Consider the following 15,596-nt stretch of genomic DNA (forward strand, 5'->3'; position numbering starts at 1 on the left):
CATCAAACTCACTATTTCACCATTTCACCATTTCACCTCCCCTGGAGGCGGGCCAGCACGTCGTCGGTGCTGTAGCCCTGGACGGTGAATTCTTTGAAGCCGAACAGGGCCACGGCTTCCTGCATGGTGGCTAGGTCGGCATTGAGCAGGTGGGGCGGCACAAAGCCGGGCTCGTCGGGGGCCACCCGGCAGACCACGCGGGCAAACTGGCCGAACTGCTCGGGGGTGGCGTACATGAGCGTGGCGCCCTCGGGCGTCGAAAACAGCACCGACAGCGTGCCTTCGGGGTGGCTGGCCTTGATGGCCCGGCGCTCTTCCTTGGGCAGCAGCTGCATAAAGGACTGCAGAATCAGCAGGTTGGTGTGGGTGCCGAGCATGACCACGGCGGCGCGCTTGCGCTTTTTTTCCCGGCGCTGGAAGTGCAGGGCCGTGGCCAGGCGCAGCACTTCCGACGGGTAAGCGGCCCGGGTCGAGTCGAAGTCCCGGCTGCGCAGGAGCTTCTTAGGGTTGTAGTCGAACTGCTCCTGAGGGTTCTGGAAACGGTTGGTGCCCACCACCACCTGGGTGCCGTCGGCAATGCGCTGGAACTGCTCCTGGGCCACTTTGTGCAGCTCCTGGAGCACCATGCCAATGGCCGCGGGCAGGCCGCCCTGGGCCTGCACGTGCTGAAACTGGCTCCAGCCGCCCTGGGCCAGCTGGTCGGTGAGGGTTTCGAGGTAGTAGGAGCCGGCGGCGGGGTCGGCCACGCGGTGCAGCTGGCTTTCCTCGCGCAGGATGATGGGCAGGTTGCGGGCCAGGCGGTCCGAAAACTCGTTCGGGTCGTGAAACAGGCTGTCGAAGGGCGCCACGCTCACCGCGTCGGCCCCGCCGAGCACGGCGGCCATGGTTTCGGTGGTTACCCGCAGCAGGTTGGTGTGCGGGTCGAGCGTGGTTTTCGACCAGGTAGAAGTGCCGGCGAAAATGCGCAGGGCCGTGGCGGCTTCGGCGGGTAGGCCGTAGGCGTGCAGCAGCGTGGCCCAGAGCCGGCGCAGGGCCCGCAGCTTGGCTATTTCGAGAAAGTAGTTCGGGTTAAGCCCCATCTGCACCTGCAGGGCGGCGGCCACTTCGGCTACGGTGAGCGTGTCGTTGGGCAGCTCGCTGAGGTAGGTGGCGGCGGCGGCCAGCGTGAAGGCCAACTGCTGGGTGACGGTGCCGCCGCGGTTGGCAAAAAAGGCTCCGTTCAGCGTCAGGGGGCGGAAGTCGGGCAGGTGGCGGGTGCGGGTCAGCACGGTCCGCAGCTCGGCCAGCTGGCCCGCCTGGTCGGGCGCGTGGTCCGTCACGGGGTCGAAGCGCAGAAAGCCGCGCAGCCCGGCGGGCTCGGTCAGCAGCAGGCGCTCCACGAACTCGGCCGCGCCGATACGCAGCGAATAGCCCACGTAGGTAGTGGCCAGCGGCAGGCGGGAGTGCAGATACTCCACGTCGAAAGCCGCCGCGTCGGCTAGGTCGAAGTGGGCGCCGTCGGCCCCGCGGGCCAGGGCGTCGGCGGCCCGGTCAATGGCGGCGTGCCCATTGCTGAGGGCTGCTACGGCGTAGGTCGGCACGTTCAGCCAATTGGCGCCGGTGGCCCCGGGGCGCACCTGGGGCTGGGGTGCCCCGCCCAGGGCCGCCAGGGCTTCCACGTGGTAGAAGGGCTGCACCGGGAAGCCGTCGGCCGTCGTCCAGACCAGCGCCTCGGGGTCGGCGCCCTTCAGGTCGCGGCGGATCCGGTCCTGCCAGGCCGCGGTGCCGACCGGCTCAAATTCGGGGAAGGAAACGGGCACGGGACGCGGGGTATCGGACATGCTACGGCGGGGTGGGGAAGGATAAGATCCGGCGGAAAGAGGGCTAAAGATACCGCATTGGCCCCATACCGCCGCCACGGCCCGCATAGTGGCCGCGGGCAAAGTTTGCCGTAGCTTTGTCGGCTGGTCCCGGCCCTACCGGTTCTATTCCCTTCTTTTCTACCTTCTTATTCTTCTTGCATGAAGCACTATGTACTGGTGTTAGTTGCGCTGCTGCTGCTCACAAATGCGGCGGCATTCGCTCAAACCAATTTCCGCCCCGGCTACGTGGTATCCCTGACCGGCGACACCCTGCGCGGGCAGGTCGACTCGCGCGGAGCCCAGCGCAACGCCCGGCTCAGCCGCTTCCGCGTGGGCGAGGGTGGGGCCGTGACGGAGTACACGCCGAGCCAGTTGCGGGGCTACGGCTTCACCAAGGGCAGCGTGTACGAGGTAGCCACCGTCCGCCTCGCCGACTCTACCGCGTATTCTAAAACCGGCGTGGCCTCGACCGACACCCTGCGGCATCCGTCGTTTGTGGAAGTCGTGGTGGCCGGGCCGGCCTCCTTGCTGCTGGTGCGCGACCGGCGCGACACTGACCATTATTTCCTGCGCATGACGGGCGGCCCGGCCCAGGCGCTGATGCAGTCGACGCGGCGGGTGGAGCAAAACGGCAAAACCTACCGGCAAACCGGCACCGAGTACCGCGACACGCTGGCGGCCGCCCTGCGGAGCTGCCCGGCCGTGCAGGCGTCCATCAGCGCGCTGCGCTACGGCCTGAGTGACTTCAGCAAGCTGGTGCGGACCTACAATGAGTGCGTGGTGGTCAGCAAAGCCACCCTGCCCGACATCATGCAGCGCCGCAGCTACGTCACGCTGAGTTTGATTGCCGGGGCGGAGCGCAGTAAAGTTGACATCAGCGGCGTTTCGAAGCGCCTGCCTTTCGACCTAGTGCAGCAGTCGACGGTGGCGCCTGCGCTGGGCGTGGGCATGCAGGTGCACATGGCGGGCATGAGCCCTACGCTCTCGGGCCGGGTTGAGCTGCTCTACGAGCAGCAGCGCTACGTGCAGTTCCGCGACTACGTCGACGCCAATGGCTTCGGCGACCAGGACGAGTATATCATCAAGCTAAGCGCAATCCGCTTGCCGGTGCTGCTGCGCTACACGTATCCGCGCGGCACAGTCCGGCCCTTTGCGCAGGCGGGGGTGAGCGTGGCCTACTTTCTCAATAATTACAACAAGTTCCGCAACCGCCACCTCTACGGCGCGGCCGAAAGCAACCCGCCTTATTCCGCCTGGAAGCCGATTGTAAGCGATTCGCGCAACCTCGAAGTCGGCTTCGTGGGGGGGCTGGGCCTGACCACTGCTCGTGAAAACGCCCGCAACCTGGCGCTGGAGTTTCGTTTGGAGCGCACCAACGGCTTCTGCGGCAACTCGATTACTCCCGTTATCATCACCCGTTCCTACCTGCTGCTCAGCTACGACCTGACCAAGTAAGCCAGGCCCCCCCATTGCTGGCCCGCGTATCCGCCTTCACTTATCTATTGCATGAAACCGCACGTGATTCTGGCTTCGGCCTTTTTTCTGCTTTCCACGGCCGCTATGGCCCAATCTGAGTTCCGCCCCGGCTACGTCGTTCCGCTGTCCGGCGACACCCTGCGCGGCTTGGTCGACAACCGTAACGGCCACGCCCTGTCCCGGCAGATCCGCTTCAAGGCCTCGGCCGGCGCTGCCGTAACGGAGTACGCGCCCACCGAGCTGCGCGCAGCCGGCTTCACGCCCGGCGGCGCCTACGAGGTTCAGCTGCTCAACGGCACCCCGGCGTTCCTGGCCGTGCTGGCCAAAGGCTCGGCCTCGCTCTACCGCCACGTCGACGCCGCCGACAAGATCCACTACTACGTGCTGAGCCAGAAGCAGCCCCTGACCGAGCTGATCCAGCGCGACACGGTGGAAGAAGCCGTAGTAAATGGCGTGAAGCGCCCGGTAAAAACCCGCTACTACCCATTCCGGCAGGTGCTGGTTCAGGCCTTCACCGGCTGCTACACGTTGACCAAAAGCATTGCCAGCGCCGAGCTGAATGAAACGCGGCTGCAGCGCCTATTCAACGACTACTACGCCTGCAAGGGTGACAATGTGGGGCAGGTGGTGGTGGGCCGCAAAACCCGGCTGCGGCTTGGCTTGGTGGCCGGCCTGAACCGCACGAATCTAACCCTGCAAGACGGCGGCGACATCAAGCTGGCCTCCGGCCTTCAGCCCATCCTGGGGCTTGGGATACGGATTAATCCGGGCAGCTTCAATGAAAAGCTTTCCGTCAGTGCCGAACTGCTCTACCACAAAAACCACATTCAGGGAAACTACGAGCGGAGCGGCTCGGGCATCAACGTGTTTGGCACGGCGCAGGGAACCACCGAAATGAACTGGCACCAGCTGCAGGTACCGCTGATGCTGCGTTACACCCTGCTCAATTCGGGGGCGCTACGGCCGTTTATCCAGGCGGGCCCGCAGGCTCTACTGCGCCTGAAGCCGTCGGCCGTGTACACCAGAACGGAGAAATTTCCCGGCCAGGCCGACTACGTGGTGGCCCGGGAAGTGGAAATCAAGGCGCTAGGCTTTGGCGGCACCGCCGGCGCCGGCCTACAGATTGCGCTGGGCCGGGCAGGCTCCCTCTGCCCCGAGGTGCGCTACGGCACCACCGACAATGCCAGCACCGGCCAGACGGTGTCGCCGGAAGGCCAGCTGAACTTCCTGCTGGGCTACACGTTCGGCCTCTAGCCCCAAGCCTGTGATTGCAGCCCCGGCCGCCGCTTTTTCAAACGGAGCGGCGGGTTCTGGGGCAGTTTTTGCATTTTTGCGGTTGAATTACCGTTACTCCTGACACCGTGTTGCGGCCCCGCGGCACGGTGTCATGGCGTTTTGTTAGTTGCGCGGGCTCCGGCGGAACTTCCGTCCGACGTCCTCGTTTCACCCTCTTTCGCCGCTGCCTTACCCGGATATCCCATGCATTTTCTTCGTTCCCGTCTTGCCGCGCTGAGTTTGCTGACGGCCGTAGCCCTGGCTCCGGCCTGCCAGCGGGCCGCCTACGTGGCCAAGCCCGCCCTGGCGCCCGTCACGGCCCAGCCCGTGGGCAAAGCCCTGCCCGATAATGCCACGGCCGCCGCTACCATTGCGCCCTACCGCCAGCAGGTCACCGACCAGATGAACCAAGTGCTGGGCACGGCCCCGGTGGCCATCGGCAAAAACCCGGGGGAGTCGCCGCTGGCCAACTTCGTGGCCGACGTTCAGCGGCTGCGGGCCAGCCAGGCGCTGGGCCAGCCCGTCGATATCGGGGTGATGACCAACGGCGGCCTGCGGGCCGGCTTTGCCGCGGGCCCCATCACGCTGGGCTCGGTGTTTGAGCTTATGCCGTTTGAAAACGAGCTGGTGGTGCTCGACACGCCCGGACCCGTGGCCCAGGAGCTGTTCGACTACGCGGCCAAAATCAAGATGGCCCTCTCGAACGTGACCTACAGCGTAGGCGCCGACGGCAAGCCCAGCAACATCCTCATCGGCGGCAAGCCCTTCGACCCGAGCAAAACCTACACCGTTGCCATTTCCGACTACCTGGCCACCGGCGGCGACCAGATGACCTTCTTCAAAGCGCTCAAACCACGGGGCACGGGCCTGCTGCTGCGCAATGTTATTGCCGACCACATCCGCACCCTCACCAAGCAGGGCAAGCTGGTGGAAGCCAAGGTGGAAGGCCGGGTGAAAGCCCTGTAGCCATCTTCCTGAATTCAGGATACTGAGCGCTTGCCGAAGGGGAGGAGCCGCCTGCGGAATGCAGGGAAAATGATACACGTTGAGAGGTACCCGTTAACTGAAAAAAGATGAACCGTCGCGACTTTCTGAAGCATAGTTCCCTCGGGGCCGCCAGCCTGGGGCTGATGGGCCTGAGCTTGCCCGCCTTGGCCCGGGAATCCCAGGGCGCGCGCCTGACCATTCTGCACACCAACGACATGCACTCCCGCATCGAGCCCTTCCCCGACAACGGCGGGGAGTGGGCCAACATGGGCGGCATGGCCCGCCGTGCCACCCTCATCGAGCAGGTGCGGCAGCAGGAGCCTAACGTGCTGCTGCTCGACTCCGGCGACGTCTTTCAGGGTACGCCCTACTTCAACTTTTTCGGCGGGGAGCTGGAGTTCAAGCTCATGTCGCAGATGAAGTACGACGCCTGCACCCTGGGCAACCACGACTTTGACAACGGCCTGGAAGGACTGAAAAAGCAGTTGCCCAACGCCTCGTTTCCCTTCCTGATTGCCAACTACGACTTTTCGCAGACCATTCTGGCCGGCGCCTTCAAGCCCTATAAGGTGTTTGAAAAGGCCGGGCACCGCATCGGTGTGTTCGGCATCGGCATCGAAATGGCCGGGCTGATTTCGGACAAAAACTACGGTGCCACCAAGTACCTCGACCCCGTGGCGACGGCCCAGGCCATGGTGCAGCAGCTGCGCGGCCCCGAGAAGTGCGACATGGTGATTTGCCTCTCGCACCTGGGCTACAAGTACGAAAGCGCCAAAATCGACGACCGGAAGCTGGCCGCCCAGGTCAGCGGCATCGACCTGATTCTGGGCGGGCACACCCACACCTTTATGAAGGAGCCCGAGCCGATTGAGCGGCCCGACAAGCACCGCACGCTCATCAACCAGGTGGGCTGGTCGGGCATCAACCTCGGCCGTCTCGACTACGTTTTCGAGCCCGGCACCCGCCGGCCGGCCGTGGCCAGCTCCGCCGTGCTACCCGTGCACACCGCCTGACAAATGCAAGGAAAGGCGCGTTTTTTTGTCTGAGCACTTTTCCACATTTTTGTCTCCCCCTGAAAAAAAACGGCTTCGCTCGGAGCCGCGCCTGCTCCCTCTATCCTACACCGCCGCACTAGTTGCTCTTGTTCTAACTGATTGATGCTGAAGGATTGCCGAACCGTATGGGCCAACTGTCTTCGCGTCATCAAGGCAAATATTGGTGAGCAGAGCTACCGCACCTGGTTTGAGCCCATCATCCCGGTACAGCTCCACAACAACGTGCTGATCATTCAGGTACCCAGCCAATTTTTTTACGAGTGGCTGGAAGAGCACTATGTGGACGTCCTGAAAAAAAGTATTTATCAGGAACTCGGTCACGAGGGGCGGTTGGAGTATTCCATTGTGGTAGACCAGGGCAACGGAGCCAGCAAGCCGCGCACGGTCAACATCCCGACGGCCCGCAAGGCGGCCTACCCCACGCCGCTGCAGCAGGACAATGCCATGGCCGCCAGCGCCATGACGGCCTCGGCCCGCAACGTGGCCGCCGCCGCCGCCGCGCCCGTCAGCCCCGACAAGGCCGCGACCCTGCGCAACCCCTTCGAAGCCTCCAAGGCCATCGACCGGAACTACCTCAAGTCCCAACTCAACCACACGTACTCGTTCGAGAACTACATCGAGGGGGACTGCAACCGGCTGGCCCGCTCGGCCGGCATGGCCGTGGCCAACAAGCCCGGCACGACTTCCTTCAACCCGCTGATGATTTACGGGGGCGTGGGCCTGGGCAAAACCCACCTCGTGCAGGCCATCGGCAACCACATCAAGGCCACCACGCCCGACAAGTTCGTGCTTTACGTGTCGGCCGAGAAGTTCACGAACCAGTTTATCGAAAGCCTGCGCTCCAACGCGGTGCAGGACTTCGCCAACTTCTACCTGCTGGTCGACATCCTGATTCTGGACGACGTGCAGTTTCTCTCGGGCAAGGACAAAACCCAGGAGATGTTCTTCCACATCTTCAACCACCTGCACCAGGCGGGCCGGCAGATTGTGATGACCTCCGACCGTCCGCCCCGCGACCTGAACGGCTTGGAAGACCGGCTGCTTTCGCGCTTTAAGTGGGGCCTGACGGCCGACTTGCAAAGCCCCGACTTCGAAACCCGCATGGCCATCATCCAGAACAAGATGCAGCAGGACGGCATCGACATTCCGCCCCAGGTGGTGGAATACCTGGCCCACTCGGTGAATACCAACGTGCGGGAACTGGAAGGCGTGCTGATTTCGCTCGTGGCCCAGTCGAGCCTCAACCGCCGGGAAATTGACCTGGAAATGGCCAAGCAGGCCCTGCGCCACATCATTGAGGAAGTGGAGGCCGAGGTTAACCTGGACTTCATCCAGAAAACCGTGGCCGAGTACTTCAGCATTCCGGTGGACTTGATGAAGGCCAAAACCCGCAAGAAGGAAGTCGTGACGGCCCGGCAGGTGGCCATGTACTTCGCCAAGGAGCACACCAGCCACTCGCTCAAGAGCATCGGCCACAACTTCGGCGGCCGCGACCATAGCACCGTCATTCACTCGGTGCAGACCGTCTCGGACCTGATTGACTCCGATAAAGTGTTCAAGGGCACAATTCAGGAGCTACGCAAGAAGTTTGCGGGCAAGTAAAGAGGCCAGCTATGAGCAGTAAGGAAAGAATAAGATATTCATTTTTTGCTGCCCTCGGGCTGCTTGCTGCCTGCACCGGTTCGCCGGAAGAGAAGCCGCCGGTGATGCAAAAGCCCGCCACAACCCGCCCTGCCGCCTTGCCGGCCGAACCAACCCTCTGCCTTCTGCCCACGTACGACGTGGAGCAGGTCAGCGAAGCCCGGAAGTCGTTTGACAAGACCCGCTTAAGCAATAAATTGGTCCGGCAAATGGTCGAGCGCAATCCACGGTTGCCCCGCCTCTTCAACGAGTATTTCGACGCGTGGGAGCTATACGCGCTGGACACTGTCCGCTGCCAAGCATTTAGCCTCGTTTCTTACCTGTATCGGCACGAGGACTGCTGCACCGATATTTACTACGTGACGTTTGGCCCCGACGGAAAAAAGGTAATTGACTGGGCTGCTATTGCGGCTACCGGCGCGGATGGTATGTGGAGTGCCACGGCTACCATGCAGGCCCAGGCGAATACGCTGCGCGTTACGAAGCGGAAAAAAGACAGTGAAGACGGTGAGCAACCAAGCTTTCAGGACTCGGTGGTGACAGACTATTCCGTTACTCCGCAAGGAAAGTTTATTCGCGCCAGAGTCGACAGCGTGCGGACCAAGCTGACGACCCGAAACTAAAAAAGCCCGCTCAAAGCGGGCTTTTTTAGTTGGTAACAGCTAACAGCTACTACACCCGCGGGGCAGGAGCGGTTTCGCGCAGCTCAATGTTGTACTGGGCGGCAAACTGGCGAATTTCGGCCTTGAACCGCTCCCGGCGCTTAGGGCCCTTCACTTCGCGCAGACTCAGCGTGTAGAGGTCGTTGGAGCGCAGGCGGATGCGCAGCTGCATGGGTGCCAGGTCAATAGCTTCGATTTCTTCGGCCGCAAACACCTGCTTGGCGCGGAACAGGCCGCCCTTGTGCACGATGTAGCCGGGCGTAAACTCCAGGTAGCTCTGGGTGCCAAATACCGGCGCGTTGTGCACCAGCACGTAGCCCACGTAGATCAGGCTGAATACCAGGAACACGTAGTGCAGGAAATGGTAATCCTGCATGCCCTGGTCGGAGCTGATCAGAAACAGGGTGTAGGCAATCCAGAGGGCGCCGATGAGCAGCTGGCCCCAGAACGGAACCTTGGACGTATCAGCTGGCCGCAGTCGAATGCGGGTAGTTTTGGTGGCGCGGGGCATAGAAAGAGGGAGTCTGACCACAAAGTAAACGAAAAACCGGCAAGGCTGCGGGCCATGCCGGTTTTTCAGTTGCCGGTTGCCAGTTGCCCGTTGCCAGTTTTGTCGTTGGACGAGCTGGCAACGGGTAACGGGCAACGGGCAACTAAGACTTCAACGTCGCCGAAGCCAGCTCCATTTCGGGCACGGCCTTGAGCAGCTGCGAAATCGGGCAGTGCTCCTTGGCGTTTTCGGCCTGCTTCTGAAACTCTTCCTGGGTGATGCCCTCGACCTCGCCTTCGGTGGTCAGGGTAATCTTCACGACTTTCGGTACCTCGCCCGACGTGTCGAGGGTCACTTTCGACTCGGTGCGAATCTGCTTGACCTGGGCTCCGGCCTTGGTGAGCTGCCCGGTTAGAAACATGGTGTAGCAGCCGGCGTGGGCCGCGCCGATGAGCTCCTCGGGGTTAGTGCCTTTTTCGCCCTGAAACCGCGCGCCGACGGAATACGGGGCCTTGACGGTACCGCTCTGGGTGGAGATTTCGCCGCTGCCCTTGATGTCGCCGTTCCAGACGGCGTTGCCACGTTGATTGATCATGATAGGTGAGTTGGTGAAGTTGTGAATGGTGAACTGGACTGCTAGGTACGGTCGAAAGCCGGGAAAGGATGACGCGCGGCAATTTGCCGGGAACCGTACCTTTGAAATGAGGTGATGCAGGCGCAGCTTCACACTTTCACCTTCCACCATCACCCACCATCCCGCATGGGTCTGAAATCCTTCCTGAGCCGGCCGCTGGCCGCCTATATTGTCAGCCGCTACCGGCAGTGGCAGCAAGACCCGGTTGAGGCCCAGCAGCAGGTGTTCCGGCAGCTGATTGAGAAAGGAAAAGCCACCGCCTTCGGGCGCGACCATAGCTTTGAGGATGTTCGCACACCAGCCGACTTTGCCCGCCTGGTGCCCGTGCGCGACTACGAAGCCCTGGCCCCGTACTTCCAGCGCGTGAAATCCGGGCAGGCCGATGTGCTCTGGCCCGGCAAACCTCTATACTTGGCCAAAACCTCCGGCACGACTTCCGGGGCCAAGTACATTCCCCTGACCTCGGACAGTATTCCCAACCACATCAACGGGGCCCGCGACGCACTGTTGCACTACGTACACCGCACCGGCAAAAGCCGCTTCCTGGACGGCAAGCTGATGTTTTTGTCGGGCTCGCCGGAGCTGGAAATGGTCGGTGGCATCCACACCGGGCGGCTGTCGGGCATCGTGAACCATCATGTGCCTGCCTACCTGCGCCGCAATCAGCTGCCCAGCTACAACACGAACATCATCGAGGACTGGGAAACCAAGCTCGACCACATCGTGGAAGAAACCCTGCCCGAGGACATGACCCTGATTTCGGGCATTCCGCCCTGGGTGCAGATGTACTTCGACAAGCTGGTGGAGCTGACCGGTAAGCCCGTGAAGGATATTTTTCCCCACTTCGACCTGTTCGTGTACGGAGGCGTCAACTTCGAACCCTACCGGGCCAAGCTCTTCGAAACCATCGGCCGCAGCGTCGACAGCATCGAGCTGTTTCCGGCCTCCGAAGGCTTTCTGGCCTTCCAGGACGAGGCCGGCCCGGGTCTGCTGCTACTGCTCGACGCGGGCATTTTCTACGAGTTTATCCCGGCCGAAAAGTTCTTCGAGCCCGACGCGCCCCGCCTGACCATCGGACAGGTGGAACTCGACCAGCAGTACGCGCTGGTGCTCAGCTCCAATGCCGGCCTGTGGGGCTATAGCCTGGGCGACACCGTGCGCTTTGTGAGCCTGAAACCCCACCGGGTGGTGGTGTCGGGGCGCATCAAGCACTTTTTGTCGGCCTTTGGGGAGCACGTCATCGGGGAAGAGGTGGAGCAGACCCTGCGCGAGGCCATGAGCCAGTTTCCGGAGGTGGAAGTCGTGGAATTTACCGTGGCACCCCGGGTGAGTTCCGACCCGGCCGAGCCCAGCCAGCACGAGTGGCTGATTGAGTTTGCCCGCCCACCCCAAGACTCCGCTGCCTTCGTCACCGCCCTGGACGCGGGCCTGCGCCGCCGCAATGTGTACTACGACGACCTATTGAATGGCGGCATTCTGGCCCCGCTGCGCCTGACGAGCCTGCCCGCCGGGGCCTTTCAGCGCTACATGAAAAGTCTGGGTAAGCTGGGCGGACAAAATAAAGTGCCCAGGTTAAGCAACGACCGGGGCATTGCCGACGAACTAGGCGCTAGCAGCTAACCTGCTGGAAGCTCGACCATTGGGATTCTGGGAATTTGGTTATATTTTGCTGCAATAGGAATATAGCCGGAAGGTTGCGCGCGTTTTTGCGGTAGCCCTGGCCCCCTCTTTATCCACCCGCCCGATGCATATCCGCCCCGCTACCCCTGTCCCGCTTACCTGCGCCATTCTCGACGACGACGAAATCAACCGGCTGACCCTGGAGCACTACCTGGAACGCAACGGGCGGCTGCAACTGCTGGCCATGCTGGCCGGCAGCGTGGAAGGGCTGGAATTCTTCAGCCAGGAGCGGCGGGTCGACGTGCTGTTTCTGGACGTGGAAATGCCCGACCTTAATGGCTTGGATATGCTGCGCCTGCTGCCCGAGCCGCCTCAGGTGGTGCTCACCACTGCCCACGAGAATTTCGCCTTCGACGCCTTCGAGCTGCGCGTAGTCGATTATTTGGTGAAGCCTTTTACTTACGAGCGGTTTGAGCAGGCCGTGGAACGGGTGGTGGAGCGGCTGCGTTCTGAACCCCCTTTGGCCCCGCACCCCATTCATCCCACGCTGTAAGCCTGGCAGCTACGCAGCGTGATGCTCTTTTAGCCACTGCCGGAGCGCATTCAGCAGCCGGGGCAGGGCGTCGATAAGCTGCTCGGCGGCCCGGGTTCGGTCGGGGAGGGAGGCCGGGGACATTTCCAGAATACGGACGGCCGCCAGCAGCTCCGCTACGTGTAGCAGCTTCAACGTGGGCTTGAGCTTGTGCACTGCCGCCGCCGCCGCGGGCCAGTCGTTGGCCGCCGCGGCGCTTTGCAGCTGCTGGAGCACCGCGGGCGTACTGGCCAGAAAGGAGTTCAGAATGCGCGCTACGAAGGTGGAGCTGCCGTGGGCCATGTCGAGCAGTTCGCTAAGCTCAAACTGCGGGGCAGCGGGCTGCGGCCCCCGGTAAAGGGCGCACATCTTGCGCAGCAGCTCCGCTTCCTCGAAGGGTTTGGCCAGGTAGTCGTCCATACCGGCGGCGAGATACTTCTCGTTGTCGGCCCGAATAGCGTTGGCCGTCAGGGCAATGATGGGCGTGCGGGCCCGCCAGGCCTCGGGACTCTGGCGCATGGCGGCCGTCACGTCGAGGCCACTTAGGTCGGGCATCTGAATGTCCATCAGGATGATGTCGTAGTCGTGCCGGGCAAACAGCGCCAGGGCCCGGGTGCCGTTTTCGGCCGCATCGACCAGCACGCCGTAGTGCTCCAGCACGAGCTGGGCCAGCTGCCGGTTCACGTCGTGGTCTTCCACCAGCAGCACCCGCCAGCCCCGCACTTGGTGGGCCGGACTGTCGGCCGAATCCAGCCGGGCCATAGGCAGCTCGTCGGGCGCGGCCTTAGGAAACGTCAGGGTAAAGGCGAAGGTGCTGCCCTCGTCGGGCACGCTGCCCACCACCAAGTGGCCCCCGAGCTGCTCAACCAGGCTGCTGCTGATGGTAAGGCCCAGGCCGGTGCCGCCGAAATTGCGGGTGGTGTCGGCGTAGGCCTGGGCGAAGCTGCCGAAAATCAGCTCCTGCTTGGCCGCGGGCACGCCAATCCCGGTGTCCGTCACCCGGAAGTGCACCGTCACTGCCGCCTCAGTCTCCGCCCGCCGCTCCAGCAGCAGCGTTACCCGGCCCTGGGAAGTAAACTTCAGCGCATTGCTGACCAGGTTGAGCAGCACTTGCTGGAGCCGGTGGGAGTCGCCGAGCACGAGCAGGGGCGCGGCCGGGTCGGGGAGCTCCAGGTGGAAGGCCAGGCTTTTTTCCGCGGCCCGAAATGCCTGAGCCTGGCTGGCCAGGTGCACCAGCGCGCCCAGATCAAAGGCGGCGTGCTCCAGCTCCAGCTTGCCGGAGGTAATCTTGGCCACGTCCAGCACGTCATTGAGCACGCTGAGCAGGTGGTTGCCGGAATGGCGGATAACGTTGAGGTAGTCGAGCTGCCGGGCGCTGAGCTCAGTGCGGGCCAGCAGGCCAGCCATGCCCAGCACCCCGTTCATGGGCGTCCGAATTTCGTGGCTCATGTTGGCCAAAAACGTTTCCCGGGCCCGCACGGCGGCTTCGGCGGCCTGCCGGGCCCGTTGCACTTCCTGCTCGGCCCGGTACCGGTCGGTGATGTCGGCGCTGGAGCCCACCACCATGCGCAGGGAGCCGTCGGCATGAAATACGGGCCAGTACAGGCGCAGCCAGTGCCGGGGGCCGCTGGGGCTGTCGATGGTTTCCTCCCACGATACCTCGGCCCGGGTTTCGCGGGCGCGCTCAAACTGCTGGCGGCGCTGCTCGGCCATCTGCATGGGGTGGTTGCGGTAGGCGCAGTACTCGAAGTTGTTTTTGCCAATCACCCAGGCCCGGATGGCGTCGTTGCGAATGGCGGCCGGGTTGACGTACCGGAACCGCTGCTGGGCGTCGAAAATGGCGACGCCGGTGGGCAGCAGATAAAGCACCGTTTCCAGAAACTGCCGCTCCTCGTCCAGCTGCCGCCGGGTGTGGTGCTGGGCGGTAATGTCGGTCAGGTACAGCGTGCGGCCCACCGGGGCGGGCACGGCAGTCAGCAAGAACACCCGGCCGGCCAGCGTAATTTCGGCGGGCGCGGGCCCCACGGCCGGGTCAGCCAGCCCCAGCAGCATTTCCCGCCCGGCGCCGGACTCATCGAGCTGCTTTAGCAATTGTTCGGCGGCAGCATTGGCATACTGCACGGCCCCGTCGCGGCCCAGGTGCAGCACCGGCTGCGGGCTTTGGGTGAGCAGCTGGGCAGCGAGAGTTTCAGAAGATGCAGTAGGCGTGGGCATGGGGTGGGATTGGGGTAGCTAAATATAGGTTTCTGCGCCGGATGCCGCGCCATTGGGTGCGGAGTGCTTACTTGCGGATCAGGATACTGAAGTGAAGGAATTTCCTGCCATGACGAATTCGATAATTACCTTTTCAGCAGCATACGATGATGGCCTTGGGATTTTCGACGTAACTATTCGTCACCGGGCTATTGAGGCCCACATGCACTTTTATGGTGAGCCTGATGCGTGGAACCAGTTCGGCAAGCAGCTGCTCAGCTTTCCGCGTAGCGCGGTTGATTGCGTCACGTTTGAAGCGGGCAGCAACGCGCAGGACCAGGATTTTCTGATTCTGCAGGCCTATTGTTACAATGCCGGGGGGCACAGTGCCCTGAAGGTGGTCGTAGCCGATAACCATAATGACCCTAGTAGGTACCGGCTGGAATTCTCAATCCCGGCGGAACCAGCCTCGCTCAATAAGCTAGGCCGGCTCTTATCAGGCTGGCAAATCGAGAACAATTCTGAAATAGTATGGGAAGCCCAGGTCAGCTAATTAAACCCGCCCTCTACGCCCGTTGCCAGCAGTACGTCGACGACCGGCTGCGCGCCATTCAGGCGGCCATCGATGCGGCCCAGGAGTCGGCCAACTCCGAAACCAAGAGCAGCGCCGGCGACAAGTACGAAACCGGCCGCGCCATGGCCCAGAACGAGCGGGACCGGAACCTGGTGCAGCTGGCCGAGGCCCGCAAGCTCCAGGCCGAACTGCTGCGCATCGACCCCGCCCGTCCCTGCGACTCGGTGCACCCCGGGGCGCTGGTCCAGACCAGTATGGGCCGGTTTTTCATCAGCATCAGCGCCGGCCAGCTCACGGTGGAGGGAGCCGACTACTTCGCCGTGTCGGCGGCGGCCCCGATAGCCGCGGCGCTGAGCGGCAAACGGGCCGGGGACGAGGCCGTGTTCAACGGCAAGCAAATCCGGGTGGAAAGCGTGAGCTAAGCCCGCCGCCCGGGGGCTACGGCCCTTGTACTATCTGAATTAAAACGTATCCATTACCGTAGTTTTCTCGCCAAACAAGCTTACTATTGTTGAGCTGCCCTGAGCTTTTGGCTGGGCAACCTTGTTACCTCGCTCCCTTTTCCACACCTGTCCCG

Annotated in this window: 14 protein-coding genes; 10 read left to right on the top strand and 4 right to left on the bottom strand. The window is 62.8% G+C overall.

Annotated features, from left to right (window positions below; genetic code table 11):
- Positions 1 to 32: 32 nt before the first annotated feature.
- Complete coding sequence (locus EWM57_RS09440; RefSeq protein ID WP_165370467.1) at positions 33 to 1,820, bottom strand: methylmalonyl-CoA mutase family protein; 1,788 nt, start codon at positions 1,818 to 1,820, stop codon at positions 33 to 35.
- A gap of 180 nt (positions 1,821 to 2,000) precedes the next feature.
- On the opposite strand from EWM57_RS09440, the gene EWM57_RS09445 reads away from it, so the two are divergent.
- From EWM57_RS09445 to EWM57_RS09470, 6 genes are all read left to right on the top strand, one after another.
- Positions 2,001 to 3,296: an outer membrane beta-barrel protein gene (locus EWM57_RS09445; protein ID WP_129920899.1), complete on the top strand. Its 1,296-nt coding sequence runs from the start codon at positions 2,001 to 2,003 to the stop codon at positions 3,294 to 3,296.
- Positions 3,297 to 3,347: 51 nt separating this feature from the next.
- On the top strand, positions 3,348 to 4,571 hold the full coding sequence (locus EWM57_RS09450) for a porin family protein (protein WP_129920900.1): 1,224 nt from the start codon (positions 3,348 to 3,350) through the stop codon (positions 4,569 to 4,571).
- Between the two features lie 225 nt (positions 4,572 to 4,796).
- Positions 4,797 to 5,558, top strand: a complete 762-nt coding sequence (locus EWM57_RS09455; RefSeq protein ID WP_129920901.1) for a 5'-nucleotidase C-terminal domain-containing protein — start codon at positions 4,797 to 4,799, stop codon at positions 5,556 to 5,558.
- Between the two features lie 107 nt (positions 5,559 to 5,665).
- The gene (locus EWM57_RS09460) at positions 5,666 to 6,592 is read left to right on the top strand and encodes a bifunctional metallophosphatase/5'-nucleotidase (protein WP_129920902.1); all 927 of its coding nucleotides are present in this window, start codon (positions 5,666 to 5,668) and stop codon (positions 6,590 to 6,592) included.
- 144 nt (positions 6,593 to 6,736) lie between these two features.
- Complete coding sequence (gene dnaA / locus EWM57_RS09465; RefSeq protein ID WP_129920903.1) at positions 6,737 to 8,236, top strand: chromosomal replication initiator protein DnaA; 1,500 nt, start codon at positions 6,737 to 6,739, stop codon at positions 8,234 to 8,236.
- An 11-nt stretch (positions 8,237 to 8,247) separates the two neighbouring features.
- Positions 8,248 to 8,898, top strand: a complete 651-nt coding sequence (locus EWM57_RS09470; RefSeq protein WP_129920904.1) for a hypothetical protein — start codon at positions 8,248 to 8,250, stop codon at positions 8,896 to 8,898.
- 49 nt (positions 8,899 to 8,947) lie between these two features.
- Here the strand turns inward: EWM57_RS09470 and EWM57_RS09475 are convergent, their stop codons facing one another.
- Both EWM57_RS09475 and EWM57_RS09480 read right to left on the bottom strand, forming a co-directional pair.
- A complete protein-coding gene (locus tag EWM57_RS09475; protein ID WP_129920905.1) occupies positions 8,948 to 9,448 on the bottom strand; it encodes a hypothetical protein in 501 nt (166 codons plus the stop codon).
- Between the two features lie 142 nt (positions 9,449 to 9,590).
- Complete coding sequence (locus EWM57_RS09480; RefSeq protein ID WP_129920906.1) at positions 9,591 to 10,022, bottom strand: OsmC family peroxiredoxin; 432 nt, start codon at positions 10,020 to 10,022, stop codon at positions 9,591 to 9,593.
- A gap of 165 nt (positions 10,023 to 10,187) precedes the next feature.
- Here EWM57_RS09480 and EWM57_RS09485 point away from each other — a divergent pair, with 165 nt between their 5' ends.
- Together EWM57_RS09485 and EWM57_RS09490 are read left to right on the top strand one after the other, a co-directional pair.
- Entirely contained in the window at positions 10,188 to 11,681 is a 1,494-nt protein-coding gene (locus EWM57_RS09485; protein WP_129920907.1) for a GH3 family domain-containing protein, read from the top strand.
- 124 nt (positions 11,682 to 11,805) lie between these two features.
- Entirely contained in the window at positions 11,806 to 12,234 is a 429-nt protein-coding gene (locus EWM57_RS09490) for a LytR/AlgR family response regulator transcription factor (protein ID WP_129920908.1), read from the top strand.
- A 9-nt stretch (positions 12,235 to 12,243) separates the two neighbouring features.
- On the opposite strand, the gene EWM57_RS09495 is transcribed toward EWM57_RS09490, so the two are convergent.
- Positions 12,244 to 14,466: a response regulator gene (locus EWM57_RS09495; protein ID WP_129920909.1), complete on the bottom strand. Its 2,223-nt coding sequence runs from the start codon at positions 14,464 to 14,466 to the stop codon at positions 12,244 to 12,246.
- 109 nt (positions 14,467 to 14,575) lie between these two features.
- Between EWM57_RS09495 and EWM57_RS09500 the strand changes: the two genes are divergently transcribed.
- Positions 14,576 to 14,998 (top strand): hypothetical protein, encoded by a 423-nt coding sequence (locus EWM57_RS09500; protein WP_129920910.1) that lies wholly within the window; start codon positions 14,576 to 14,578, stop codon positions 14,996 to 14,998.
- Positions 14,977 to 15,441: a 3-oxoacyl-ACP synthase gene (locus EWM57_RS09505; protein WP_129920911.1), complete on the top strand. Its 465-nt coding sequence runs from the start codon at positions 14,977 to 14,979 to the stop codon at positions 15,439 to 15,441. Before EWM57_RS09500 ends, EWM57_RS09505 begins: the two co-directional genes overlap by 22 nt.
- The last annotated feature ends 155 nt before the right edge of the window (positions 15,442 to 15,596 follow it).

Source organism: Hymenobacter persicinus, assembly GCF_004167665.1.
Classification (GTDB): Bacteria; Bacteroidota; Bacteroidia; order Cytophagales; family Hymenobacteraceae; genus Hymenobacter; species Hymenobacter persicinus.